The following is a 25,801-nucleotide window of genomic DNA, read 5'->3' as shown; positions in this document are numbered from 1 at the left end:
GGTGCGGATGGCAATGTTGCTGCGCAACAAAAACCTGTTAATCTGCGTTGAGGTGCCAGCACGTCGTTGGAAAGAATCCGATGCCTTTCAATCGGCGTCGTCTTCCAGGTTAGAGAAAGGTGGCGCATCTCATGTTTTATCAGCTTTATGAATTGAACCATGCCGCATTGGCGCCTTATCGGGCTTTCGCCGATATCATGCGCATGGTCTATGCCAATCCCCTCAATCCGATTTCGCAGACGCCCTGGGGGCGTACGATGGCGGCTAGTCTCGAGATGTTCGAGCGGACGACCCGACGCTACGGCAAACCGGCCGTCGGTCTGCATGACACTGTTGTCGAGGAAGGAAAGGTGGCCGTACGGGAAGAGATCGTCTGGTCGCATCCCTTCTGCAATCTGCTCCATTTCGCGCGCAATGTTCCAAGCAGCCATGCGCCAGACCCGCGCATTCTCATCGTCGCGCCGATGTCGGGCCACTACGCGACACTGCTGCGCGGCACGGTCGAAGCGTTGCTGCCAAGCGCCGACGTTTACATTACCGACTGGATCGATGCGCGCATGGTGCCGATGACGGAAGGCACCTTCGATTTTGACGACTACATCGACTACGTCATCGAGATGCTTCGCTTCCTGGGCCCGGATACGCATGTGATTGCCGTCTGTCAGCCTTCCGTGCCGGTTTTGGCTGCCGTCGCCCTCATGGAAGCGGAGAACGATCCGTTTTCGCCCTCATCGATGACCCTGATGGGCGGACCGATCGACACGCGCATCAACCCGACAGCCGTCAACCAGCTCGCCAAGGAACGCTCGCTGGAATGGTTCGCGGATAATGTGATCATGAATGTGCCCTGGCCGCAGCCGGGCTTCATGCGTCCGGTCTATCCCGGCTTCCTGCAGTTGTCCGGCTTCATGTCGATGAACCTCGATCGGCACGTGATCGCTCACAAGGAGTTCTTCATGCATCTGGTGAAGAACGATGGCGAGCCGGCCGAAAAGCACCGCGACTTTTATGACGAGTACCTCGCGGTCATGGACTTGACGGCGGAGTTCTACCTTCAGACGGTCGAACAGGTCTTCATCAAGCACGCGCTGCCGAAGGGCGAGCTGCTCCACCGTGGTAAGCTTGTCGATCCCGCCGCCATCCGCAACGTGGCACTTCTCACCGTCGAGGGGGAAAACGACGACATCTCCGGCGTCGGCCAGACAAAGGCTGCGCAGACCATTTGCGTCAACATCCCCGACAACATGCGCATGCACTACCTGCAGCCCGACGTCGGCCACTATGGCGTCTTCAACGGCTCACGCTTCCGCCGGGAGATTGCGCCGCGGATCATCAGCTTCGTGAAGGAACATGCCCGTTCCGGAAAGCCCGTGGTGAAGCGGGTGATCAAGGGCGGAAAATCCGCCTGATTTAGTATATTCTGAATTAGCGATTGTATTTCAAGGCGTTGTCCGATTTGGGCGGGCGCTGCCTTGAAGCGGGCCAGGCGTGTAACCACATCGATTCCAGCGTTCGGTATCTCGCCGGACGCGGAAAATGCGAGGACACCGCACGATGAACCAGTCAGCATTGCTTCGCCCGGATTGGACTCCGGCTACCATTGCCCTGATGATCCTCGGCTTCGTGGTTTTCTGGCCTCTGGGTCTCGCCATGCTCGCCTACATCATCTTTGGGGAGCGTTTGCGCGGTTTCAAGCGCGACGCCAACAGCGCCGCCGATGGATTCTTCGCCGGCTGCCGACGTTCACATGGCCGCTATCGCCCTCATTTCTCGACGGGCAATGTTGCCTTCGATGATTGGCGCAAGGCCGAGCTCGACCGGCTGGAAGAAGAGCGTCGCAAGCTTGATGAAATGCGCGAGGATTTCGACTCCTACATGCGCGAACTACGCCGCGCCAAGGACCAGGAAGAGTTTGACCGCTTCATGCGCGACCGCAAGAACGGCAAGCGCGACGACAATGGTCCGGTAGCAGAATACCAGACTCCGTAATTCCCAGGACCGTTCAGCACCGAAACTTGAACCGGCATCATCGATGCCGGCTTTTCTTCGCCAAGAATTCCAGCGAATCATATAGAAAATGCCCATGTTCCCGCTCCTTGCAAAGCCACGCCGCAGCGTTCGAAAACCGGCTCCGCCGGAAACGCGAACGCTTGACGTCGCCGGACGCCTGATGCCGCTGACGATCAAGCAGCACGAGCGGGCAACCCGCATTACCTTGCGGATCGAGCCTGGTGGTCGGGGCCTGAAGATGACGATCCCGAGCGGATTGGCACAGCGCGAGGTAAACGCCTTCCTCGACCGCCATCAGGGCTGGCTCTTGACCAAGCTTGCCAAATTCACGCCCGACAGTGGTCTTCGTGATGGCGGCACCATTCTCTTTCGGGGCGTATCCCATCGCGTTCACCACACCGGCAGCCTGCGCGGCCTGACAGAAGCCGTCGTCGTTGATGGCAAACCCGTGCTCAAGGTCAGCGGCATGCCCGAGCATCTCGGACGCCGGATTGCCACGTTCCTGAAGAAGGAAGCGCGAGCCGATCTCGAGAGGTTGGCAACGTTCCATGCCCGCTCGATCAATGCGCCGATCAGGTCGATCGCCATGAAGGACACCCGCAGTCGGTGGGGTTCCTGCTCCTCGGAGGGAAACCTGAGCTTTTCGTGGCGCATCGTCATGGCGCCGCCGTCAGTGGTCGACTACCTTGCGGCCCATGAAGTCGCTCATCTCAAGGAAATGAACCACGGGCCACGCTTCTGGGCGCTCTGCAAGAAGCTGTGCCCCCACATGGAAGAGGCGAAGCTCTGGTTGAAGCGGCACGGCAGTCAACTGCATGCCATCGATTTCGACTGAGCGACGCCTCGCAAAAATCAGCTTTTGTCGTGATTTGGCTCGACTCCAAGTGCTTTTCGTGTCACTTCGCTGCCATGAAACCGGATATCAAAATCTGCGGACTGAAGACGCCTGAGGCGATCGATCGCGCCCTCGCGCGCGGTGCAACACATATCGGCTTCATCTTCTTCGAAAAGAGTCCCCGCTACATCGAGCCTGATATCGCCGGCAAGCTAGCGGAGCCGGCCCGCGGCAAGGCCAAGATCGTTGCGGTCGTGGTCAATCCGAGCAACGACGATCTTGATGAAATCGTGGCGCTGCTTCGGCCCGATATCCTGCAGCTACATGGCGACGAGAGCCCGGAGCGCGTTTTGACGATAAAGGCGGTCTACGGTCTGCCGGTCATGAAGGCCTTTTCGGTGCGTACCGCTGATGATTTGAAGCGGGTGGAGGCCTATGTCGGCATTGCCGATCGCTTCCTCTTCGACGCAAAGCCGCCAAAAGGGTCGGATTTGCCGGGTGGCAACGGGGTGTCCTTCGATTGGAGCCTGCTTACCTGGCTTGACGGCAGCGTGGATTACATGCTTTCCGGTGGCCTGAACAAGGGCAATATTGCCGAGGCGCTCGGCATCACCAAGGCGCCGGGGATCGACGTATCTTCGGGGGTCGAAAGCGCGCCCGGCGTCAAGAACGTCGCAATGATCGATGAGTTTTTCGATGCGGTCCAAACGGCTTGTCAGCCCGAAACGACCTCAGGGAGTTGAGAGTGAACCAGACGCCAAAACCGAATTCCTTCCGTTCCGGCCCTGATGAAGACGGCCGTTTCGGCATCTACGGCGGCCGTTTCGTCGCCGAAACGCTGATGCCTTTGATCCTCGACCTGCAGGACGAGTGGAACAAGGCAAAGGACGATCCGGAATTTCAGGCGGAGCTGAAGCAGCTTGGCACCCACTATATCGGTCGCCCAAGCCCGCTCTATTTCGCCGAGCGTCTGACGGCGGAACTCGGTGGCGCGAAGATCTATTTCAAGCGCGAAGAGCTGAACCACACTGGCTCGCACAAGATCAACAACTGCATCGGCCAGATCCTGCTCGCCAAGCGCATGGGCAAGACCCGTATCATCGCGGAAACTGGTGCCGGCCAGCATGGCGTTGCCTCGGCAACGGTTGCCGCCCGCTTCGGTCTCCCCTGTGTCGTTTACATGGGCGCAACCGACGTCGAGCGTCAGGCCCCGAACGTGTTTCGCATGAAGCTGCTTGGTGCCGAGGTAAAGCCGGTGACCGCCGGTCACGGCACGCTCAAGGACGCCATGAACGAGGCATTGCGCGACTGGGTCACGAACGTCGACGACACCTATTACCTGATCGGCACGGCCGCCGGTCCGCATCCCTATCCGGAAATGGTTCGCGACTTCCAGGCCGTCATTGGCACCGAGGCCCGTGAGCAGATTTTGGAAGCCGAAGGTCGGCTGCCGGATCTCGTCATCGCAGCCGTCGGCGGCGGTTCGAACGCGATCGGCATCTTCCATCCGTTCCTTGATGACGAGAGCGTCAAGATGGTTGGCGTCGAAGCCGGCGGCAAGGGCCTCAATGGTGACGAGCACTGCGCCTCGATCACGGCGGGTTCGCCCGGCGTTCTCCACGGCAACCGGACCTACCTTCTGCAGGATGGCGACGGCCAGATCAAGGAAGGCCATTCGATTTCCGCTGGTCTTGACTATCCCGGCATCGGCCCCGAGCATTCCTACCTGAACGACATCGGTCGCGTCGAATATGTGCCGATCATGGACCATGAGGCGCTCGAAGCCTTTCAGACGCTGACCCGCCTCGAAGGCATCATTCCGGCGCTGGAGCCGTCGCACGCGCTGGCCGAAGTCATCAAGCGCGCGCCGAAGATGGGCAAGGACGAGATCATTCTGATGAATCTCTCCGGCCGCGGCGACAAGGACATCTTCACTGTCGGCAAGATTCTGGGAATGGGTGAGTAAGCATGACCGCACGTATGGACAAACGCTTCGCCGATCTTAAGGCGGAAGGCCGGCCGGCACTCGTCACCTATTTCATGGGAGGCGACCCCGACTACGAAACCTCGCTCGGCATCATGAAGGCTCTGCCGGAAGCGGGTTCCGATGTTATTGAACTCGGCATGCCGTTCTCCGATCCGATGGCCGATGGTCCGGCGATCCAGATGGCTGGCCAGCGCGCTCTGAAGGGCGGCCAGACGCTGAAGAAGACGCTGCAGCTTGCCAGCGATTTCCGCAAGACGGACGATGCGACGCCGATCGTAATGATGGGCTATTACAACCCGATCTATGTCTACGGCGTGGAGAAGTTCCTCGACGACGCGCTGGCAGCCGGCATCGATGGCCTCATCGTCGTCGACCTTCCACCCGAGATGGATGACGAACTCTGCATCCCTGCGATCAAGAAGGGGATCAACTTCATTCGCCTGGCGACGCCGACGACCGACGAAAAGCGCCTGCCGACCGTTCTTCGGAACACGTCCGGCTTCGTCTATTATGTTTCGATGACTGGTATCACTGGCTCTGCTCTGCCGGATCCGTCTCTGGTCTCGGGCGCCGTCAAGCGCATCAAGCAGCACACCAACCTGCCTGTTTGCGTCGGCTTCGGCGTCAAGACCGCCGACCATGCAAAGGTCATTGGCAGCTCGGCCGATGGCGTGGTTGTCGGCACAGCAATTGTCAATCAGGTGGCAACGAGCCTCACCAAGGATGGGAAGGCGACAGCCGATACCGTCCAGGCCGTCGCCACCCTCGTTCGTGGACTGTCAACGGGTACACGTTCGGCGCGCCTTGTTGCTGCCGAATAATTTCCCCACATTGGCAAGAGTCAATCAGGAGTTTTCGACTTGAACTGGATCACCAACTACGTCCGCCCCCGCATCAATTCCATGCTGGGCCGCCGCGAAGTGCCGGAGAACCTCTGGATCAAGTGCCCGGAAACGGGTGAGATGGTCTTCCATAAGGATCTGGAAGACAACAAGTGGGTCATTCCGGCCTCCGGTTATCACATGAAGATGCCGGCAAAGGCTCGCCTTGCCGACCTTTTCGACGATGGCGTCTATGAGGCTCTGCCGCAGCCAAAGGTCGCCCAGGATCCGCTGAAATTTCGTGATTCCAAGAAATACACGGACCGTCTGAAGGACAGCCGCATCAAGACCGAGCAGGAAGACACCATTCTCGCTGGCGTCGGCAAGATGCGCGGCCTGAAGATCGTCGCGGTCGTTCATGAGTTCAACTTCATGGGCGGTTCGCTCGGCATTGCCGCGGGCGAGGCGATCGTCAAGGCGTTCGAACGCGCCATTGCGGAGAAGTGCCCGCTGGTCATGTTCCCGGCATCTGGTGGTGCCCGCATGCAGGAAGGTATCCTGTCGCTGATGCAGCTGCCACGGACGACCGTGGCGGTAGACATGCTGAAGGAAGCAGGACTGCCTTACATCGTCGTGCTGACCAATCCGACCACTGGCGGTGTTACCGCGTCCTACGCGATGCTCGGTGACCTGCATCTGGCCGAACCCGGGGCTGAAATCTGCTTCGCCGGGAAGCGCGTTATCGAGCAGACGATCCGCGAGAAGCTTCCGGAAGGCTTCCAGACCTCCGAGTATCTGCTGGAACACGGCATGGTGGACATGGTGGTCAAGCGCCACGATATTCCGGATACGCTCGCGCGCGTCTTGAAGATCCTGACGAAGAAGCCGGTTGCGAACCTATCCAAGGAAAACAGCGGGACGCTTGCTATCGCTGCAAGCGCCTGACAGAACCCATCACAGGCGGGGTGAGCGATGATACCCAGGGGCCAAGCCGTAGTGAGTGAAGCAGCACAGGAAATCGACAAGCTCTTGGGCCTGCATCCCAAGGGCTTCGATCTATCACTGGATCGCATTACCCGACTGCTTTCCGTCCTCGGGGATCCGCAGAAGAAATTGCCGCCTGTCATTCATGTGGCGGGCACGAACGGCAAGGGGTCCGTGACGGCGTTTTGCCGGGCTTTGCTGGAAGCCGGTGGCTACAGCGCGCATGTCCATACCTCTCCGCATCTCGTCAACTGGCACGAACGCTATCGGATCGGCGCCAAGGGCGGTCGCGGGCAATTGGTGGACGATGCGGTCTTCGCCGAGGCGGTGCGGCGCGTGGCGGCCGCCAATGACGGGCAGAAGATCACCGTTTTCGAGATCCTCACCGCAGTCACTTTCATTCTGTTCTCAGAGCATCGGGCCGATGCCGCGATCATCGAGGTTGGTCTCGGCGGTCGTTTCGACGCGACGAACGTCATCTCCGACCCGGCCGTTTCGGTCATCATGCCGATTTCCTTGGATCATCAGCCTTACCTCGGCGATCGCGTCGAACTGATCGCGGCAGAAAAAGCCGGTATCATGAAGCGCGGGCACCCTGTTGTGATCGGCAAGCAGGAATATGATGCCGCGCTCGACGTGCTGATGTCTACCGCCGAACGGCTGAACTGCCCGACCGCAGTCTTCGGCCAGGACTACATGGCGCATGAGGAATATGGGCGTCTCGTCTATCAGGACGAGTTCGGTCTCGCCGACCTGCCATTGCCCCGCCTTCCCGGCCGCCACCAATATGCCAATGCCGCCGCTGCGATCCGCGCCGTCAAGGCCGCCGGCTTTGCGGTCACCGAAACGATGATGGAAAAGGCGCTGCTGTCGGTCGAGTGGCCGGGCCGTCTCCAGCGTCTGAACGACGGCAATCTGATGGCCAGTGCTCCGGCTAAAGCGGAGATCTGGGTCGATGGCGGCCACAACCCCGGCGCCGGTGAAGTTATCGCCGAGGCCATGGCGAATTTCGAGGAAAAGCAGCCGCGCCCGCTCTTCCTGATCATCGGCATGATCAACACCAAGGATCCGGTTGGCTACTTCAAGGCTTTCAAGGGATTGGCCGAGAAGGTCTATTGCGTGCCGATCCGCGGCAGCGACGCGATGATCGATCCGGTGATCCTTGCAAACGCCGCCTATGATGCCGGCCTCGTCGCGGAACCGATGTCGACGGTCAGCGATGCGTTGGAGGCGATCAAGGAGGGCGCCTTTGAACAGGACCACCCACCGCGCATCCTGATCGGCGGCTCTCTCTATCTCGTCGGCGATGTGCTTGCCGACAACGGGACGCCCCCGAAATGAAAAAAGCCCGGTCGAATGCCGGGCTTTTTCCTATCTGCTTATGGATAAATTAAGCGGCGCTCGAGATCCAGCTCGAAAGAGCGGTCTTCGGGGCAGCGCCAACTTTGATGTCAGCAACTTCGCCGGCCTTGAACATGGCGAGCGTCGGAATGGAACGGACGCCAAACTGGGCGGCGAGTTCCGGGTTTTCATCGATATTGAGCTTGGCGACCTTCACCTTGCCCTGAAACTCGACAGCGAGTTCTTCGAGGCTGGGGGCGATCATCTTGCACGGGCCGCACCATTCAGCCCAGAAATCGACGACGACGGGTTCTGCGGATTCCAGAACTTCCGACTGGAAGTTGTTGATATCGACTTTTACGGTAGCCATAGGCTGCTCCTTTACGGATTCCTGTTGAAATACATGTGAGCGTGCGGTGCGGGAATTTCAATGCCCGTATTTCACTTTGTCTCGAGTTGCGCAAGCGCCGACGCCAATGCATCCGGCGTCAGAATGTGAACCGAAGCATTTTCAGTGTAGACAAGGACGCAATCGACGCGCTTGCCGGGATAGAGCGGCGCCAGGATCTCGCGATAAATCGTAAGCTGCGCCTTGTGTGCAAATGGGATGGCCTCTGCCGTCTGCGGCGGGACGCGATTGGTCTTGTAGTCCAGCACGACGACGCGATCGTCGAAGACCGCCATTCTGTCCACACGGCCGGAAACGGCATAGTCCTGGCCGGCGATCGTCAGCGTCCCCATGACGGAGACCTCAGCCTGTGCATGAGTCGAGAAGACGGCTTCGAGGTCGGCTGCGCCCAATAGCTTCAGGACCGAGTCGACCAATTGCCGCCGCTCTGCTTCGGGCCAGAATGGCGCCGCACGCTTGGCGTATCGTGATGCTGCATCTGGCTGATCGCCGCGCGGCACATCCGGCAGCACCTGCAACATGCGGTGGAGGAGCCGCCCTTTTTGCAGCGAGCGATCCGGCTTTCCCGTTTCCGTGAAAAGCGGGGAGGCGACGAGGAGGTCATCGGCGCCATCGTCGATGATCGTTCCGACGCCGGATGGGCTGAGCGGGCGCGGCAATTGCCTGCGCGGTGGCAGTGGCCTGTCGAGGCCAGGCGGGACCGTCTGTTGTCTGGCGGTCTCCGCGCTGCGTTCAAGGCGCTCGAACCTTCTCTCTATCCGTGGTACGCGCCATTCGATGCCAGCCCATGTCCCGTCAGGCCCAGAAAATGTCGCAGCAGATACATGCGGATGGCTGTCGGTCATCGCAGCGGAAATCATGGCATGCCAGGTATCGGTGTTGGGACGAATGCCCCTGTAGCCGCAAACGGTAAGGCGATCGGCGGCCCGGGTCATCGCAACATAGAGCAGCCGGCGATATTCCTGTTCCGCCAGCGATTGGATGCGCGTCGCGTCGGCCTGGGTCAGCGAGTTGCTGAGATCGCCGATCGGAACCCATGCCGGCATGGGCGGCTCGCCGCTCCCCTGTTCAAGCAGCCGCAGCTTCGGCATGTGCGAATGGGTGAAGGCCTTCGAGCCGCCGTCGACGAGGAACACGATCGGTGCCTCTAAGCCCTTTGAGGCGTGGACTGTCATGATCCGGACTTCATTCCGGCCTTTGTCCTGCTCACGCTTCACCTCCGGTGCTTCGATTTCAAGCGTCGAAATGAAGGATTGCATGCCGGGCAGGCCCGAGCTTTCGTGATCAAGCGCGAATGTCAGGAATTCATCGAGAATATCGCTGACCTCGGTTCCGAGCCGGGCAAGGAATTGTCGTCGGCCGCCGTGGCATCCGAGAACACGAGCATAGAAATCGTGAACCGACAGCGTCTCGGATTCGTCCAGGAAGAGCCTGAGGCGAGAGACGGCTGTTTCAAAGCGCGCATTTCCATCAGCGGCGAACTTCTGCACGTGAGCCCAGGCACTCTCGCCCTCCGTACGCAGGGCGGCAATTGCGAAGACGTCGTCTTCGCTCAGATCGAGAAGCGGGCTCTTCATCAGCGCTGCCAAGGAGAGGTCGTCCTCGGGCAACAGTAGAAAGCGGCCGAGCGCCACGAGGTCCTGCACGGCAATGTGGCTCGTCAGGCGCAGGCGGTCGGCGCCTGCAACCGGTATGTCGCCGCGTCGCTTCAAGGCGCGTGTCAGCGCGTTGACGAAGGCGTCGCGCTTGCGCACGAGGACGAGGATATCGCCGGCCTCGATCAGTCGCTCCTTGCCCTTCTCGACGATCGTTTCCTTGCCCACCAGATTGCCGATCGCATGAGCAATGCGACGGGCGAGAACGGATGCTGGGGCGCTCTCCGGCGTGGCGTCAAAGGGTGCGGTCCAATCTTCTTCCTTGATCGTCGCTTCAGGCGCGACCATCTCCCAGAGATCGACTGCGCCCGGGTGGCCTATGCGGTTAGAACGGTGCACCACCGGCTCGCCTGCCGCACTTAACCCGCGGGCATTTTCAGCCGGTGTGAAGATGTGGTCCACTGCGGCAAGGACATCCGAGGTCGATCGGAATGAGAGCGGCAGCCGCACCGTTGAGAAGGCGTGCCCGCTCTGCGAGACGCGCCGACGCGTCCGCTGGCTTTCTTCTGAAAAGCGTTCGGGCCGAGCGCCCTGGAAAGAATAGATCGATTGCTTTTCGTCGCCGACGGCAAAAAGGGTACGCACCACATTGCGGGCGCTCTCGCCGGAAAAGAAATCCTCGGCCAGCGACTGGATCACGCTCCACTGGATTGGACTTGTATCCTGTGCCTCGTCGACAAGGATATGGTCGATCCCTTGGTCGAGCTTGTAGTGGATCCAGGGGCCAACGTCGCTTTTGTGCAAGAGTTCGGAAGTCCGCGTTATCAGATCCTCGAAATCGAGTTGGCTGCGCTGCTTCTTGAGGTCGTCGTAGTCTTTGTTGAGGCGGTCGGCGAGGATCAGCGCTGCGCGTGTTGCCTCGTACATGCGGGCCGTTTTCAACCGATCCCGACACAATACCACGTGCGCTCGGGCCGTTGCCACGGCATCGATGAGCTCCGGTGCTTCAGTCAGCATGGCCTTCACGAAAAACTGCGAATCCGCCTTTGGTTCAGCCTTTACGGTAAGAAAGATTTTCTCCAGCACCGACGCCCGGCGCGCGGGGTCTCGTTCGCGCGCTGCCGACCGCAAGCCGGCTGCGATATCGTGCGCCTTTGCCCCGCCTTTCTGATCCGCAAGGTCTAGGTACCGGTCGAGCACCCCGCCGCGCAGACCAGGAAGCGGCCAATACGACTCGGCGATCCCGGTCGCAGTATCGTCTTCAGAGAGGTGAAGCTTCGTGCGCAGTACCGCATCGAGGCCACCCTTCCGCTCCGCATCCTGCGTGAAAGTGCGGATCGCAGTGCGGTTCGCGATGATTTCTTCAAGAAGGTTTTCGAGGCCTGGCTCATCGCCGAGATTGAGCACGTAAGCAAAGGCGTCCGCGAGCGCCGGATCGTCCTCCGGTGTAGTGGCCGTAAGCAGCGATCGCCGTGCATCCGAAAGAAGCGTCGCGGCAGCCCGATCGTCGAGCACGGAAAAGTGGCCGGCGACGTTAGCTTCTAACGGAAACTGGTGCAGCAAAGCTTCGCAAAACGCGTGAATGGTCTGGATCTTCAGCCCGCCCGGCGTTTCCAGTGCTTTTGCAAAGAGGCGCCTCGCCTCCGCAAGCTTCACCCTATCCGGCGCCTTGCCTTCGATCCGCGTGATGCGTTCTTCAAGTTCCGTGTCCGGCAGAACCGCCCACTCGGCAAGCCGCTCGAAAACGCGGTTCGACATTTCGGAGGCTGCCGCCTTCGTATAGGTCAGGCAGAGGATTGCTGACGGACGTGCTCCGGCCAGCAGGAGCCGGATAACACGCTGCGTCAGGACGTGCGTTTTTCCGGAGCCGGCATTGGCGGAAACCCAGGCTGAGCGTTGCGGATCGGATGCGATCGATTGCTGGATGGTCGTCCAACTCGTCCAGGCAACGGGATCATCGCCCTCAGGCAGCGTTGCGTCGTCATTCATCGCCGGTTTCCTCGTCGCTCTCTGCGGCAGACCATTCGGAAACGCGCGCCAGATGATCGTAATCACCACCGAAATCGAACTGCTGTGCCGGCACAAGCCGCGAGGTGAAGCCCTTTTCGCCTGACTGCAGGAGCGAGACGAACTTTATGAGTTGGTCGATCGAGTCGGTGGCCAGGTCCATGGCCGACTTTGCCTTGTCGGTTCTGGTCGAAGTCTCGTTGTTGACGGTGTCGACCTTAAAGCGATTGCCCGGCCGCAGGCGCACGTAGAGTAGATCTTGTGGAACAAGACTGCCAGCATCTCGGAAGGCGCCGGCGTGAAGCGCGGCGGCCTCCAGTGCCAGCTGGGGATCAAGAAGCGCGCGTGCCTGAGGGGCGGAGGGATTGTATCCGGTCTTGTAGTCGATGATGTCGGCGGTACCGCTGCCGGTGATGTCGATCCGGTCGGCGACGCCGCTCAGGCGGACATTGATCGCCTCCAACTCCACCCCGCCACGCACCTCGGTCAATGTTCTTCGAATGCCTGGCTGTCGCTGCGCCTCCCACTCGAGAAACGCGCGGGCAACTTCACGGAAACGCGGGCGCCAGACTGCATCGATATGTGCAGGAAGTTGCTCCGTATCGAAGAGTTCGTTCAGAATGTTCTCCATCGCCGTTTCAGCTGCCGGCGTTCCGGCAACGTGACCTTCACGGACGAAGCGGTCGATGATCTTGTGATAGAGCGTTCCTCGCTCCGCGGCGCCAGGGTCTCGATTGAACGGTGCTACCGGGTCAAGGCGCAGAACGCGGCGTGCATAGATTGCATAGGGGTCGCGACGAAGGCGCCCGACCTCGCTGAAAGAGTAGGACTTAGGCTGAATCTCCAGCGGCGGTATTGGACTTGGACGTTGCGCGGGCGCTTGGCTGTCGCCTTGGTCGATGAGGTTCGCCCAATGCACAAAATTGTCTCCGCGGGCCTTGAGCTGTGCCTCGAACTCGTGCCCGCCGAATGCGAGCAGCCGCTGCAACCAGCGCGACGCGACGGTTGGCGTCGAACCTTGTCGAAGGGCTCGCGAATAGATGAGATGGCGCGTGCCATTGGCCATTTCGAAATCGTGCGACAGCTGGCCGATGCGCCGTTCTGGAGGTTCCAGCCCGATCTCGGTCTTCATTGTCCGAGAAACGAAGGGGTTATTGGATGTTTGACCCGGCCATGAGCCTTCGTTCAGGCCGCCCAGGATCAATGTGTCTACGTTCTGCAGGCGCGCTTCTAGCGTGCCGAAGATGAAAATTCTCGGATGGCTTAGCGCCCGTGGCTTTACAGCCTGGCCAGCCAATAGCGCAGTGACGATGTCGATCCACTGCGGGCCATCCGCGTCGATCTGCCCTTCGGTCTCGATCACTTCGCCGAGCATCGACGCCAGGGTGTCGCCCGCTTCGCCGGACCAGAGACCAGCAAGATCGCCGCGCGCGTCGCGGGTTACCGCCTCCAATACGCGCCCGGTTCGCTCCCCCCAATCGGCGAGCCCAAAGCTGGCCGTTAGCCCCGGCTCTTCGGGAAGGCGCCGAACAAGCGCCGACGCTAGCGGTTCGGTCGCTTCGGCAACCCGTCGGGCAAGAGCACGCGCGTGGTCAATCGCATCGGCGGGAAGGGATTTTCGCCACTGCGGCGCGTGACGATCCAACGCCTGCTCAGACAGCTGCTGCTCAAGAAGCGGTTCCAACGCTGAGATGTCGACGTCGGCCACACCACCACGCAGTGCCAGCAGCTCCAGAGCTGCTACCGCTGCCACGTGCACGCCACGCTCCAGCCCAAAATGCGCCAGGGGATGCTTCAGCAATCCGACGATAGCGACGGGATCGCCAGGGCGAAGGGTTGCTTCCAGCAGCAGTTGCAACAGCGTTCCCTGTGGGGTGGCGGAAAGCGGCGTGCCTGCGGAATCGTCCGCAACGATGCCGAAACGCGATAGTTCCGTCGTCACGCGGCGGGCTAGGTTTCGATCCGGTGTGATCAATGCCGCCCGGCTCTCGCCGTCATTGCCGGGCGCGCGCTCGAGCGCCAAGCGGAGGGCGATTGCAATTGCAGTGGCTTCCTCGCGCTCATTGCCCGCCTCGATCAGCGAGACATCTGCAAATGCCGCTGAGATCGTAGCGTCGGATAGTTTCGCCTTCCATGTGCCCCAGTCGCTGGTTGCTTCGGCAGGGGAGAGCGCATGTGAGAGGATTTCGCTACGCTGTCGCAATTCCTCGGGCGGCGCGGCAAGCTGCACCACATCCTGCCGCGTCAATTTCAGTCGCTTTAGCAACTGCGCGAGGCCGTATTGCGAGTGGCTGCGGCTCGCCGGGTCGGCGGGCTGATCTATCCGAATGTCGGGCGCCACCATTCGCCAATGCTCATCCGGCATGCCGAGGTCGAGCCCCGGCAGAACGATGACGCCTTCCGGAAGGTTGGCGACCGCTGCGATAAGGTCGGCCGTCGCCGGCACAGAGCCTGTCGATCCTGCAATGATGATGGGTCCCATCGGCCGGGCTGTCGCCAGGCGATTTGCTTCGGCACGAAGAATTGCGTTGCGGTGTTTTGCGGGCGATGATTTGCCGAGCTCATTCAGCCGCTCCGGCCAGAAGGCGCTGGCAATCTGCAGGAACTCGGCCGTCAGTTGCCACCAAAGCGCATAGTCTTTCGCATTCAGGCGAGACAGTTCGTTCCAATCCCGATCCTCGGTCTCGATGGCGTCGATCAATTCCGCAAGATTGCGCGCAAGCCAAATGGCGTCGGCGGGGCTTGCGGGCGCGACGAGCGGCGAATCGGAATGGATGCTGCGCACAATCTCCGGCAGCTTGTTTCGCCAGGCGAGGATAAGGCGCGCGAGTTCCAGCAGGCGGGCGGTGTTGGATAACGGCTGAGCAAGATCCAGGGTCGCGGGCAGGGCTTCGTCGAAATAGCCGCTATCGTCGTCGGTCTCGCCGAGCGGTCGGATAACCGGGAGGATTGCGGATCGTCCGCCGAGGAGATCGACGAACTCCGAGCGGAGCACGCGTGCTGCGCGCCTCGTTGGCAGATAGATCGTGGTTTTCGAAAGCGATAGGGGATCGCCGGGATCATACCGGAAATGCGGTGTCAGTCGGCCGTCACAAAGGCTTTCGGCAAGGCTCTTCAGGAAGGGAAGCCCTGCGGGGATGCTCAAGACCCTCGGCCGGTGATGCTCGGCCATCCGTCATGCAAACGTCCGGTATCGCCGGATCGTTTCCTCCGCTTCACCAATCGCTTCCGGCGTGCCGACAGTAAGCCAGTGTCCTTCGAGTACGGTACCGTAGAGCCGGCCGCGAGCTATCGCCTTGTCAAAATAGAGATTGAGGTTGAATGGATCGGCTGGCGCGTCATCGAGAAACGACGTGTCCATTGCAATGGCGCCGGCATAGACAATTGGGCAGGGACCCGAGTCGAAGAAACGCGTCAACCGGCCATCCCGCGCCATGTTGAAGTCGTTCTTTCCGTTGTGCCCGGTCGTGTCTTCCAGTTTCACGCAAAGCATAGCCATGTCCATCTCTTCCGGTCGGAAGAATCCGGCTAAGCGTGTCAGGTTGCTGGGAACGCCGCGGCGTTCTCCGATCCAGAAGAGGTCGGCATTCGTGACAAAAACCTTGCCGGGATTAAGCAGCTTCAAGCCCTTCGCAAGGCCGCCGCCGTTGTTCAACAGCTTCTCGCGTTCGTCGGAGATGATGATCTCGAGGTCTTTGTATGAAGCCAGGTGCGCCAGCATCTGATCGGCGTGGTGATGAATATTGACCACGACCCTTTCGACACCGGCTTCCGCAAGCGAATCGAGCGCGTAATCGATCATCGCCTTGCCGTCGATCTTCACGAGCGGCTTCGGGATGGTGTCGGTGATCGGCCGCATGCGGGTTCCAAGACCTGCAGCGAGAACCATGGCTTGCTTGATGCTCATCTGATCCGAGAAATTATGATTCGCTTGGTACTATTCCAGCCCTTACGCACCAGTCGCGCAAGGGGGCAAGCGTTTCATGTTCCAGCGCAACGGAAAGATAGGACAGGGTGCGCGGCATATGCCTCATATAGCCAGGTTTTCCGTCTCGTTGCATCAAGCGAACCCAGAGGCCGGCAAGCTTGCAATTGCGTTGTGCAGACATGATTGCCCAACTCTTCAGGAAACGAGCCTCATCGAAGCCACCCTCTGTTCTGCGCAGAGATAGATAGTCGTCCATCAATTGCCGGAACAGATCGGGCGGGACCGTGACGCGCGCATCCTGCACGATTGAAGCGAGATCGTAGGCTGTGGGGCCGATCATCGCGTCCTGGAAATCAATCAGTCCGACGCGCGCTATCCCACGCTCGTTGTCGCGCCAGATAATGTTCGGCGAGTGGAAATCGCGGAGGAGAAGGCTTTTTTCGGAGGCTTCAAGTTCGTCGATCAGCCTGTCCCAGATCGCGAGGTATTCATCGCGCTCGGCGCCACTGGCGGCGGTACGGCCACGCTTCCAGGGCAAATGCCAATCGAGAACGAGACGTACCTCCATCTTCATCGCCGTCCGATCGAAGTCGGGGATGTGGTGGACGTGGCTGTCGGTGACGCGAATGTCCTGCGGGATCGTCAGCGAGTGCAGATGCGCCAGGCAGGCAACGCTCGCCCGGTAGCGGTCGGCGATGGGCTGACCTTGCAAATCCAGGACGCCGTCGGTGCCAAGGTCCTCCAGAAGCAGGATGCCTTGGTCGTAGTCGACCTGGTAGATCTCCGGTGCAGCAAAACCCTCCTGTCGGAGCACATTGGCAACGGCAACGAAAGGATAGGCATTCTCGGCGATATGCGCGACCTTCGGATATGGCTTGCCATCCAGGACCGGCGGCCCTTCCGGCAACGGTGGCCAATCCATCAGCACGCGTCGATTCCCATCACCGGCATAGACTGCCTCGTAGGCTCGAAGCGAGGCATCGCCTGTCAGAAAACGACGCTTCGCATTGGTGTATCCCGCTGTATCGATGAAATCACGTATGGCCAGGACGCGTCGGATCCGGGCAGCCTGTTTTTCCGGGGCCGCAATGGTCACCCTTCGACCCAGGCCCTCGTGCTCCAGCTTGAGCGCAATGCGGTCTGCCGGCAGCTCGTCGCTTGCCATCTCAGGCCACTCGACGAGGCAGATGCCGTCCTGGAGTGCTTCGTCGAAGCCGAGTTCGGTGAGTTCGGCCGGATCGCCGAGACGGTACAGGTCGAAATGCGCGACCGGTATGCGCAGGTCGTAGGCTTGCACCAGGGTGAAGGTGGGGCTTGGCACGTCGAGTTCGTCATCATCCGCCATCGCACGCAGGAATGCGCGCGCGAGCGACGATTTCCCGGCCCCGAGGTCGCCCGAAAGGGCAAGGCAGTCGCCGCGTTTCAGCGCCAACGCCAGGTCCTCTCCAAAGCGGATTGTTTCCGCCTCATCCTTCAGGAAGAGAGAAATGACAGGAGTGCCCGACATCATTCGGCTGCGACGGACGTCGGAAGATCGACCGAAGGAATCCGGCAGGTCACGATCGTGCCCTTGCCCGGCTGGCTGTCAATGGTGACCGTCCCATGGTGAAGGCTGACAAAGCTGTCGACGATCGACAGCCCAAGTCCCGCGCCGCCCCTCTTGCCGCTCTTAGCGCCGGTCGCGAATCGATCAAACACATTGGCGATCATATCCTGCGAAATACCAGGACCGCGATCGCTGACGGAGAAGACGAAATCCATCCCTTCACGCCGGCATTCGAGCGAGATTGACGAACCCTCCGGAGAGAAATTGGCTGCGTTGGAGAGCAGCTTGACGAGGATCTGCTTCAGTCTTTGCGGGTCAGCGACGATCGAGCCCAGATGCGCCGGAGCGGTAATCTCCAGCGTCACGCCGCTTTCCTGCAGCCTGTCGGCAATCTGCATCGATACGTCGTCGAGCAGGTCGCCAAGATCAATCGACGAGTAGCTCAGCCGCATGATTCCGGCGTCGACCGTGGCAAGATCGAGGATGTCGTTGACCAGCGTCAGCAGCACCGAAGAAGAGGTCGAGATGTGATCGATATATTCAGCCTGCCGGTCGTTCAGCGGTCCGAGTCCCGGCGTGCGCAGCAGGTCGGTAAAACCAATAATGTTGGTCAGCGGCGAGCGCAGCTCATACGAGACATGCTGGACGAAGTCGTTCTTAAGCTCGTCTGCCTTGCGCAGTGCTTCGTTCTTTTCCGTCAGGGCGCGCTCAGCACGGACGCTGTCGGTCATGTTGACGAAGGTCAGCATCGTCTGCGCATTCGGCAGCGGGATGACAGCATAGTCGAGCACGAGACCCGAGAACAGCTCGAGCGTTCCCTGGCTGGAGCGGCGCTCGTCGTCGAAGCTGGTGATCAGCTCAGCGAAGGTCCTCCATCCGTCCGGACGGTCATATGATTGAGAGCACGCCTCGCCAAGGGCGCGGATATGCGTGCCGGGCTTGGCCTCCGCTTCCGTGATTCCCCAGAGCGCACGGAAGGCGGGATTGGAAAGGCGCATGCGCCCATCAGGTCCAAAGACGGCAACGCCTTCCGAAAGGTGGTCAATCGTCTCGCCCTGCACCTTGAGAAGCGTGTTGTAGCGCGTCTCGAGGTCGACCTGCTCGGTGAGGTTTTCGAATACCCAGGTGGCACCGCCTTGCGGATGCGCTGTCGCGAATACGCGGAGCGTCTGGCCGTTCGGCAGGTGCCACAAATCCGATTGGGTATCAATCGCTCGATAGACAGAGAGCGCGGTTTCCTTCCAGGATTTCCAGTTCAGTTGGTCCGGCAGCTTCTTCGCGGCGCGCAGGCGCTCCAGCAATTCCGCATTGTCGGGCCGGCTCTCGAGGAAAGCGATATCAAGCTCCCAGAGCGAGACGAAGGCCTGATTGTAAAACTGCAGCCGTCGGTCGCCGTCGAAAATTGCAACGGGCGTTGCGAGATGGTCGAGTGTTTCGGCGTGGCTTTTCAGGGTCCGCTCAAGCTCGGCGCGAACAGTCTCGATGCCGGAAACGTCGACGGCAATGCCGGCGGAGCCGCTTGGGACCTTCACATCGACAACGTCGAAGAAGGTGCGGTTGCCGCGCACCACGGTCGAGATCTTGTCGTGGAATGGTGACTCGGCCGTCGCCGTGGCACGGATGCGCTCGCGGGCAACGGTGGTCAGGAACTCGCGGCCCTCGTTGACCGCCTGATCTGGCGTGGGCGCCTCGACCGCGTCGCCGTAAGCGTGATTGACCCAGGTCAGCCGACCTTCGGTGTCACGCTGCCATGCCGGAAGATCGATTGCGTCGAGCATGCTTTGAAACGCCGAGATCGAGGACAACAGTCTGTCCCGCTCGATCTTAAGCTCAGCAAGCTCGGCGCGAAGATTGTTCAGCGCTACAAAACGGACGAATGCGCGGCCTCCGGAAACCCGGCCTTGCGCTTCCAGGATCTCCTCCCGGTGAGTTTCAACGACCATGTCGAAGCTATGGGCTGCCCCGCGCAGACGGTCGATCGCGCGCTCGAGCTCAGATGCGGAGCGCGACTTCAGCCACAGGCCGAAGGCGAGGAATTCGTTGTCCTGCGGCGCGCCGGTTTCGGGAGGCAGCTGACCGATAAGCTCAGGGCGCTCGTTGCCATCCCAGATCACGATCCGGCGATTCTTGTCTGCAATCAGTGCCTGATATTGCGAGATGCGCTGCTGCGCATCGGAGAGTGCCGAGCGGATCTCCCGGCTTTCGCTTTCCATATTCCCACGCTGCCGCACGACCCAAAGGGTGGAAAGCAGCGCGGCGGAGATCACGCCGATGACGACGGAAAGGCCGACAACCTGCGACGAGGTGAAAAGATGCGCGGATGTGACAGCCTCGGCTTCGACCTGCGCTAGAACCGGCTGCGCAATCGATGTCATTGCAGTGCCGGCCGCAAAAATCCGCGCCACATGAGCCAATAGTCCCGGCTTCTCGGCGACGGCCCTTGAAGTGCCGGCAGGTTTCCGTTCGCCCGAACGGAGCGGGCAGGGGTCAGCGTGAACGCCATCCTCTGCCTGTTCGACCAGGCTGTGCATCATTTCCGACATGCGCGGTATGTCTCCGTCCCTTAATGTGCCGCCATCACGACAAGACATCCCATTTTCGAAGCAAACGGACACGTCCGTGGCCACGAATCGAGTGTTAAAACAATACTTCGGAAGGGAATCTGCGGGAAGATGTGTGCCAAAAAATAAGGGCGACGCATTTGTCAATGCGACGCCCTCTAGATGTTGTGGATATTGATCTCGTGATTAATATCGGTAGTGGTCGGCCTTGAATGGGCCCTGTGGCTTCACGCCGATGTAGGAGGCCTGTTCTTCCGAAAGCTGCGTCAGCTTCACGCCAAGCTTGTCGAGATGAAGGCGTGCAACCTTCTCATCGAGATGCTTCGGCAGGATGTAGACCCGGTTCTGGTACTGGCCGGGCTTGGTGAAAAGCTCGATCTGGGCCAGCGTCTGGTTGGTGAAGGACGCGGACATGACGAAGGACGGATGGCCGGTGGCGTTGCCGAGGTTGAGCAGGCGACCTTCAGACAGAAGGATGATGCGGTTGCCCTTCGGGAACTCGATGAGGTCGACCTGCGGCTTGATGTTGGTCCACTTGAGGTTACGCAGTGCCGCAACTTCGATTTCGTTGTCGAAGTGGCCGATATTGCCGACGATTGCCATGTCCTTCATCTGACGCATGTGGTCGATGCGGATGACGTCCTTGTTGCCGGTCGTGGTGATGAAGATGTCTGCCGAAGACACCACGTCTTCGAGAGTGACGACTTCGAAACCGTCCATGGCAGCCTGCAGCGCGCAGATCGGATCCACTTCCGTGACCTTGACGCGGGCGCCAGCGCCTTGGAGCGAAGCAGCCGAGCCCTTGCCGACGTCGCCGTAGCCGCAGACGACGGCGACCTTGCCTGCCATCATCACGTCGGTGCCGCGGCGGATGCCATCGACTAGCGATTCCTTGCAGCCGTACTTGTTGTCGAACTTCGACTTGGTGACCGAGTCGTTGACGTTGATCGCCGGGAAGGGCAGGAGGCCCTTCTGGCTCAACTGATACAGACGGTTCACGCCGGTCGTGGTTTCTTCGGTTACGCCCTTGATCGCATCGCGCTGCTTGGTGAACCAGCCCGGCGAAGCGGCAAGACGCTTCTTGATCTGTGCGAAAAGGATTTCTTCTTCTTCGGAATGCGGCTTGGAGAGCACGTCCTCGCCGGCTTCGGCGCGGGCGCCGAGAAGGATGTACATGGTGGCGTCGCCGCCGTCATCGAGGATCATGTTGGAGAGGCCGCCATCGGCCCACTGGAAGATCTTGTCAGTGTAGACCCAGTAGTCTTCCAGCGACTCGCCCTTGATGGCGAAAACCGGAACGCCGGCAGCAGCGATTGCGGCTGCGGCATGATCCTGCGTCGAGAAGATGTTGCACGAAGCCCAGCGAACTTCGGCGCCGAGCGCGACCAACGTCTCGATGAGAACGGCCGTCTGGATCGTCATGTGCAGCGAGCCGGTGATGCGCGCGCCCTTCAGCGGCTTTGCTTCGCCGAATTCGGCGCGGCAGGCCATCAGGCCCGGCATCTCGGTTTCTGCGATCGTGATTTCCTTGCGGCCGAAGTCCGCGAGGCCGATGTCGGCGACGACATAATCTTTTTCAGTGCTCATTGGGTTCTCCAGGCTGAAAAGCGGCTCAAAATTCGAAGGCGCAAGCGTATGTGCGCCAGAAAGCATCCACGCGGCATGCGCGGCTAGGATGGCCGTTTAGCAGGCTTCCATGACGAAGGCAATAATGATATAAAGAAGTCTTTATATGTTTATATGAGCTGCAAGCGGCTCAAATTTCCTCGCCGAACCGGTTCTGGATCAGTTCGTCGAGAGCATCAAGCGCCTGTGCGGCCTGATTGCCGCTGGCGGAGACTAGGACGCTGGAACCGGGGCTCGCGGCCAGCATCATCAATCCCATGATCGATGTCCCGCCGACCGTCATTCCGTCTTTCGATACGGTGATCGCGGCATCGAAATTCTCGACCAGCTGTACGAACTTTGCCGAAGCGCGTGCGTGCAGTCCGCGCTTGTTGATGATCAGAATTTCTCGGGAGAGTGCCGTCATGGGCGCAATGTGCTCACTATTTGCCGCTGAGGACGCGGCTGGCGACGTTGATGTATTTCCGTCCGGCTTCGGACGCTTCGACAAGTGCCTTTTCCATATTGTTCTCGCCGCGTACCCCGGCAAGCTTGATCAGCATCGGCAGATTCATGCCAGCGATGACTTCGGTGTGGCCACTGCTCATGACGGATATTGCCAGGTTGGAGGGGGTGCCCCCGAACATGTCGGTGAGGATGACGACTCCGTGGCCGTCGTCGGCGCGTGACACTGCTTCCAGGATGTCTTGTCGCCTTTGATCCATGTCGTCTTCGGGACCGATACAGACCGTTTCGATGAATTTCTGAGGACCGACGACATGTTCGACCGCATGACGAAACTCTTCAGCCAGCTTGCCATGAGTGACAAGCACAAGTCCGATCATGATATTACTGCTCCTAGTGGCGTATGCAAACGGTGGCCCCAATATCGCAATGCAGCAATCGCGTCCACCGTGGGGGCACATCTTGGCGATGAAAAGCCGAAGTGCAAGACAAAAATACGACTTTTAGGGCAGGATTTGCCAATTTCGCGGGCATTACTGGCCAATATCGGGCGCTTTTGCCATCAGTATCGCCAGCGGCAACGGAGTATTAGCCAGCAACCGAATGACCGGCAGATTTATGCTGCCAGCAATAGTTGTCTGCTCTCCTTCCGGCGGCAACCGTTTCTCTCCCGACGCGCTTGCCGGAAGCACAGCGTAATGCATCACGGCGCTTGCAATATGAGGTACTCGGACGATGCCGGTGCCGCGGAGTTCGATCAAACCGCAGATCGACGCGGGGCAGGTCGCAATCACGGTTTCGTCTCCTTTGGAGATGAGCACCTGATCGTCGGCGACGAGCACGGAATAGATGCCCATGCGCTGTGCTTCATTGATGCAGGCGAAGGCCAGCATCGACTTTCCCCAGCCGGAGGGACCCATGAAGAGAAGGCCGGTCGTGCCGACGACGATGGCCGTTGCGTGGATGTTTGAAGGCGCGCCCGTCATACGGTGGTATCGGCGGGAAGAGCGAGAATGAAGCGTGCTCCAAGCAGCTTCTCGCTCTCGGGATCGATAATGTTCTCCGCGCGCAGCGAACCACCATGCGCTTCGGCAATCTGGCGACTGATCGATAGGCCGAGGCCCGAATTCTGCCCGAAGCCTTCCGACTCCGGTCGGTCGGTATAGAAGCGCTCGAAGATGCGATCGATATTCTCTGCCTGGATGCCAGGGCCGTTGTCTTCGATATAGACAATGCAGCGCGAGCGGGTTCTGACCAGCCGCACGGTGATCTTGCCATCGTGTTCAGGAACGAAGGAGCGGGCGTTCTCGATGAGGTTGGTGACGACCTGCCCGATGCGCAAGTCGTGGCCGTTTACCACGAAGCGCGTCTTGACGCCCGGTTTGCGCTCGATCGCGAATTCGATCTGCACTTCCTTTTTGCGATTGCGGATTTGCCGCGACACGTCGATGAGGTCGCGAAGCAAAATCTCCAGATCGACCGAACCTGCATCGACCCGCGCCAATTCCGCATCGAGGCGGGAGGCGTCGGAAATGTCGCTGATCAGGCGGTCGAGGCGGCGAACATCGTGCTGGATAACATCGAGAAGCCGCTTTTTGGACTCGTCCGTTTTGGCGAGCGGTAGCGTCTCGACGGCGCTGCGAAGCGACGTCAGCGGGTTCTTCAGTTCGTGGCTGACGTCGGCCGCGAAGCTTTCGATCGCGTCGATGCGATCGTAGAGAGCCGTCGTCATCTCGCGCAGAGCAATGGATAGGTTACCGATCTCGTCCTGACGTGCCGAAAAGTCCGGGATTTCCTCGCGCTCCCTCGCGCCGCGGCGGACACGAATTGCGGCCGCCGACAGACGCCGCAAGGGATTGGCGATCGTCGACGAGAGGACGAGAGACAAGAGAACGTTGACGAGGGTCGCGACCCCGAACACGCGCATGATGCCCAGGCGCTCGGCGTGGACGATGTTGTCGATATCTCCGGCCTGCGTCGACAATAGCAGCACGCCAAGGACGGCGCGGAAGCGCTGGATCGGAACGGCGACCGACACGATCAGCTCGCCCTTCTCGGTGGTGCGAACCACAGCGCCGCGCACGCCGGTCAGCGCGTTCATCACTTCCGGATAAATAGAGCCGTCGCCGCCCGGGGCTTCCTTGTAGAGAGGCAGATTTCCAGGCTGCAGGACCTTGTTGAAGATGGTCGTGAACCACTGGCCCCAGGTCTGTTCTTCGTCATCGACCGGCGGCAGATCAAAGCGCAGGACCTGACCGCGTGAATAGAGGTGGCGCGAATCGAGCAGCAGGTTGGCGTCAGCGTCGAAAATCCGCGCCCGGGTTCTGGTCGGCGAAATCAGACGGCGCAGGACCGGCGCGACCTTCTCCGGATCGATCGGGAACTCGAGGTCCTCGTCGTTCGGAACTGGCGTAATGCTCTGCCCGGCCTGCAGTTCGAGCAGCTTTTCCGGGTCGATGGTGATCGAGTTGGTGTCGACTGAGGCCGAGGCCGAGACGGCACCGGCGATGATTTCGCCCTGCGTCAGAAGGCTTTCGACGCGGGCATCGATCAGCCCTTCGCGAAACTGATTGAGATAGAGAATGCCACCGACGAGAACGACAAGCGCCGCGAGATTGAAGAACAGGATGCGACGCGTGAGGCTCGAAAAGACGGCGTTGCCGAAGATGCGGCGGATGATCGTGAAGGGATGCGACCAACGGCGTCCCCTGACGCGGCGGCTGCTTACGCCTTCCGCCTCATCCAGATCCCTTTCCTGCACCAACTGCGCCAACGATAGGCCCTTTCGGAGAGCGGGTCGCTTTCGCGATCACCACTCTCGACAATTCTCAGATGCCGCGCCGCTTGGGCGTCAGGCTGCTTCGCGGAAGCGGTATCCCACTCCGTAAAGCGTTTCAATCATATCAAAGTCGATATCGACCATCTTGAATTTCTTGCGAAGCCGCTTGATGTGGCTGTCGATGGTGCGATCGTCGACATAGACCTGCTCGTCATAAGCCGCGTCCATCAGCGCGTCACGGCTTTTGACGACCCCCGGACGCTGGGCCAACGAATGCAGGATGAGGAATTCGGTGACCGTTAGCGTCACCGGCTCGCCTTTCCAGGTGCAGGTGTGGCGTTCCTGGTCCATGACCAGCTGACCGCGCTCGAGTGAGCGAGCGAGCTGTTGTGCCGTGCCCGGCTTTGGAGCGGCACCGCCGGCTGCGGCGGCAGCCTCGCGGCTCGATGCACGGCGCAGAACAGCGCGCACCCGCTCGACCAGCAGGCGCTGTGAGAATGGCTTGGTAATAAAGTCATCCGCGCCCATCTTCAGGCCGAACAGCTCATCGATCTCCTCATCCTTAGAAGTGAGGAAGATGACCGGCATGTCGGATTTCTGTCGCAGGCGGCGCAGGAGTTCCATGCCGTCCATGCGCGGCATCTTGATGTCGAAGATGGCAAGCTGCGGCGGGCGGGCGAGAAGACCATCGAGGGCGGAAGCGCCGTCCGTATAAGTCTCGACCTTATATCCTTCAGCCTCAAGTGCGATCGACACCGAGGTGAGGATGTTGCGGTCGTCATCAACGAGCGCGATTGTCGGCATGGTATTCGTCTCCGTCATCTATGCGCGTCTCCAGGAATTTTGAAGGTCCCCCAGGCGGCCTTTCTGAACCGGATGCGCTTATGGGGATAAAGGTGGAACAAATTGTGGCAAAGATAAAGGGTGG

At 60.2% G+C, this 25,801-nt stretch carries 20 protein-coding genes; 8 read left to right on the top strand and 12 right to left on the bottom strand.

Annotation, left to right across the window (positions count from 1 at the left end):
- Positions 1-131 precede the first annotated feature (131 nt).
- From IB244_RS03140 to IB244_RS03105, 8 genes are all read left to right on the top strand, one after another.
- The gene (locus IB244_RS03140) at positions 132-1,409 is read left to right on the top strand and encodes a polyhydroxyalkanoate depolymerase (RefSeq protein ID WP_018859414.1); all 1,278 of its coding nucleotides are present in this window, start codon (positions 132-134) and stop codon (positions 1,407-1,409) included.
- 145 nt (positions 1,410-1,554) lie between these two features.
- On the top strand, positions 1,555-1,989 hold the full coding sequence (locus IB244_RS03135) for a DUF2852 domain-containing protein (protein WP_018859415.1): 435 nt from the start codon (positions 1,555-1,557) through the stop codon (positions 1,987-1,989).
- 94 nt (positions 1,990-2,083) lie between these two features.
- Positions 2,084-2,845: a M48 family metallopeptidase gene (locus IB244_RS03130; protein ID WP_018859416.1), complete on the top strand. Its 762-nt coding sequence runs from the start codon at positions 2,084-2,086 to the stop codon at positions 2,843-2,845.
- Positions 2,846-2,919: 74 nt separating this feature from the next.
- Positions 2,920-3,588, top strand: coding sequence for a phosphoribosylanthranilate isomerase (locus IB244_RS03125; protein ID WP_112825374.1), 669 nt, complete (start codon positions 2,920-2,922; stop codon positions 3,586-3,588).
- 2 nt (positions 3,589-3,590) lie between these two features.
- Positions 3,591-4,811 carry a tryptophan synthase subunit beta gene (trpB, locus tag IB244_RS03120; RefSeq protein WP_018859418.1) on the top strand — a complete coding sequence of 407 codons (1,221 nt, stop codon included), beginning with the start codon at positions 3,591-3,593 and terminating at the stop codon, positions 4,809-4,811.
- 2 nt (positions 4,812-4,813) lie between these two features.
- Positions 4,814-5,653, top strand: coding sequence for a tryptophan synthase subunit alpha (gene trpA / locus IB244_RS03115; RefSeq protein WP_026372083.1), 840 nt, complete (start codon positions 4,814-4,816; stop codon positions 5,651-5,653).
- A gap of 39 nt (positions 5,654-5,692) precedes the next feature.
- Positions 5,693-6,598, top strand: coding sequence for an acetyl-CoA carboxylase, carboxyltransferase subunit beta (gene accD / locus IB244_RS03110; protein WP_018859420.1), 906 nt, complete (start codon positions 5,693-5,695; stop codon positions 6,596-6,598).
- Between the two features lie 27 nt (positions 6,599-6,625).
- A complete protein-coding gene (locus IB244_RS03105; protein ID WP_169683912.1) occupies positions 6,626-7,978 on the top strand; it encodes a folylpolyglutamate synthase/dihydrofolate synthase family protein in 1,353 nt (450 codons plus the stop codon).
- Positions 7,979-8,027: 49 nt separating this feature from the next.
- Here IB244_RS03105 and trxA read toward each other — a convergent pair whose 3' ends face one another.
- The 12 genes from trxA to IB244_RS03045 all read right to left on the bottom strand — a co-directional run bounded on the left by trxA (position 8,028) and on the right by IB244_RS03045 (position 25,677).
- On the bottom strand, positions 8,028-8,348 hold the full coding sequence (gene trxA / locus IB244_RS03100; RefSeq protein ID WP_007528746.1) for a thioredoxin: 321 nt from the start codon (positions 8,346-8,348) through the stop codon (positions 8,028-8,030).
- Positions 8,349-8,419: 71 nt separating this feature from the next.
- Positions 8,420-11,971: a double-strand break repair helicase AddA gene (gene addA / locus IB244_RS03095; protein WP_192303168.1), complete on the bottom strand. Its 3,552-nt coding sequence runs from the start codon at positions 11,969-11,971 to the stop codon at positions 8,420-8,422.
- Complete coding sequence (gene addB / locus IB244_RS03090; protein ID WP_192241838.1) at positions 11,964-15,161, bottom strand: double-strand break repair protein AddB; 3,198 nt, start codon at positions 15,159-15,161, stop codon at positions 11,964-11,966. Before addB ends, addA begins: the two co-directional genes overlap by 8 nt.
- Positions 15,162-15,164: 3 nt before the next feature.
- Positions 15,165-15,896: a nucleotidyltransferase family protein gene (locus tag IB244_RS03085; protein ID WP_018859424.1), complete on the bottom strand. Its 732-nt coding sequence runs from the start codon at positions 15,894-15,896 to the stop codon at positions 15,165-15,167.
- 13 nt (positions 15,897-15,909) lie between these two features.
- Positions 15,910-17,424 carry a tRNA (adenosine(37)-N6)-threonylcarbamoyltransferase complex ATPase subunit type 1 TsaE gene (gene tsaE, locus IB244_RS03080; RefSeq protein ID WP_192303166.1) on the bottom strand — a complete coding sequence of 505 codons (1,515 nt, stop codon included), beginning with the start codon at positions 17,422-17,424 and terminating at the stop codon, positions 15,910-15,912.
- Positions 17,424-20,006: a PAS domain-containing sensor histidine kinase gene (locus IB244_RS03075; RefSeq protein WP_018859426.1), complete on the bottom strand. Its 2,583-nt coding sequence runs from the start codon at positions 20,004-20,006 to the stop codon at positions 17,424-17,426. Before IB244_RS03075 ends, tsaE begins: the two co-directional genes overlap by 1 nt.
- 204 nt (positions 20,007-20,210) lie before the next feature.
- The gene (ahcY, locus tag IB244_RS03070; protein WP_192303164.1) at positions 20,211-21,611 is read right to left on the bottom strand and encodes an adenosylhomocysteinase; all 1,401 of its coding nucleotides are present in this window, start codon (positions 21,609-21,611) and stop codon (positions 20,211-20,213) included.
- A gap of 169 nt (positions 21,612-21,780) precedes the next feature.
- Positions 21,781-22,056: an HPr family phosphocarrier protein gene (locus IB244_RS03065; protein ID WP_018859428.1), complete on the bottom strand. Its 276-nt coding sequence runs from the start codon at positions 22,054-22,056 to the stop codon at positions 21,781-21,783.
- A gap of 16 nt (positions 22,057-22,072) precedes the next feature.
- Complete coding sequence (locus tag IB244_RS03060; protein WP_007528763.1) at positions 22,073-22,474, bottom strand: PTS sugar transporter subunit IIA; 402 nt, start codon at positions 22,472-22,474, stop codon at positions 22,073-22,075.
- 153 nt (positions 22,475-22,627) lie between these two features.
- Entirely contained in the window at positions 22,628-23,080 is a 453-nt protein-coding gene (locus tag IB244_RS03055) for an HPr kinase/phosphorylase (RefSeq protein ID WP_018859429.1), read from the bottom strand.
- On the bottom strand, positions 23,077-24,867 hold the full coding sequence (locus IB244_RS03050; protein WP_018859430.1) for a sensor histidine kinase: 1,791 nt from the start codon (positions 24,865-24,867) through the stop codon (positions 23,077-23,079). Before IB244_RS03050 ends, IB244_RS03055 begins: the two co-directional genes overlap by 4 nt.
- Before the next feature lie 78 nt (positions 24,868-24,945).
- Positions 24,946-25,677, bottom strand: a complete 732-nt coding sequence (locus tag IB244_RS03045) for a response regulator transcription factor (RefSeq protein WP_192241849.1) — start codon at positions 25,675-25,677, stop codon at positions 24,946-24,948.
- Positions 25,678-25,801 lie beyond the last annotated feature (124 nt).

The organism is Rhizobium sp. RHZ02 (genome assembly GCF_014851575.1).
GTDB classification, from domain to species: domain Bacteria; phylum Pseudomonadota; class Alphaproteobacteria; order Rhizobiales; family Rhizobiaceae; genus Rhizobium; species Rhizobium altiplani.
Note: the sequence above shows the minus strand (reverse complement) of the source record. Positions and strands in the feature narration are given on the sequence as shown.

Bases quoted from the DNA above. Each gene is read 5' to 3' on its own strand.
- IB244_RS03140 (WP_018859414.1), top strand. From the start codon at position 132: ATGTTTTATCAGCTTTATGAATTGAACCATGCCGCATTGGCGCCTTAT.
- IB244_RS03135 (WP_018859415.1), top strand. From the start codon at position 1,555: ATGAACCAGTCAGCATTGCTTCGCCCGGATTGGACTCCGGCTACCATT.
- IB244_RS03130 (WP_018859416.1), top strand. From the start codon at position 2,084: ATGTTCCCGCTCCTTGCAAAGCCACGCCGCAGCGTTCGAAAACCGGCT.
- IB244_RS03125 (WP_112825374.1), top strand. From the start codon at position 2,920: ATGAAACCGGATATCAAAATCTGCGGACTGAAGACGCCTGAGGCGATC.
- trpA (WP_026372083.1), top strand. From the start codon at position 4,814: ATGACCGCACGTATGGACAAACGCTTCGCCGATCTTAAGGCGGAAGGC.
- IB244_RS03105 (WP_169683912.1), top strand. From the start codon at position 6,626: ATGATACCCAGGGGCCAAGCCGTAGTGAGTGAAGCAGCACAGGAAATC.
- trxA (WP_007528746.1), bottom strand. From the start codon at position 8,348: ATGGCTACCGTAAAAGTCGATATCAACAACTTCCAGTCGGAAGTTCTG.
- addA (WP_192303168.1), bottom strand. From the start codon at position 11,971: ATGAATGACGACGCAACGCTGCCTGAGGGCGATGATCCCGTTGCCTGG.
- addB (WP_192241838.1), bottom strand. From the start codon at position 15,161: ATGGCCGAGCATCACCGGCCGAGGGTCTTGAGCATCCCCGCAGGGCTT.
- IB244_RS03085 (WP_018859424.1), bottom strand. From the start codon at position 15,896: ATGAGCATCAAGCAAGCCATGGTTCTCGCTGCAGGTCTTGGAACCCGC.
- tsaE (WP_192303166.1), bottom strand. From the start codon at position 17,424: ATGTCGGGCACTCCTGTCATTTCTCTCTTCCTGAAGGATGAGGCGGAA.
- IB244_RS03075 (WP_018859426.1), bottom strand. From the start codon at position 20,006: ATGTCGGAAATGATGCACAGCCTGGTCGAACAGGCAGAGGATGGCGTT.
- ahcY (WP_192303164.1), bottom strand. From the start codon at position 21,611: ATGAGCACTGAAAAAGATTATGTCGTCGCCGACATCGGCCTCGCGGAC.
- IB244_RS03065 (WP_018859428.1), bottom strand. From the start codon at position 22,056: ATGACGGCACTCTCCCGAGAAATTCTGATCATCAACAAGCGCGGACTG.
- IB244_RS03060 (WP_007528763.1), bottom strand. From the start codon at position 22,474: ATGATCGGACTTGTGCTTGTCACTCATGGCAAGCTGGCTGAAGAGTTT.
- IB244_RS03055 (WP_018859429.1), bottom strand. From the start codon at position 23,080: ATGACGGGCGCGCCTTCAAACATCCACGCAACGGCCATCGTCGTCGGC.
- IB244_RS03045 (WP_192241849.1), bottom strand. From the start codon at position 25,677: ATGCCGACAATCGCGCTCGTTGATGACGACCGCAACATCCTCACCTCG.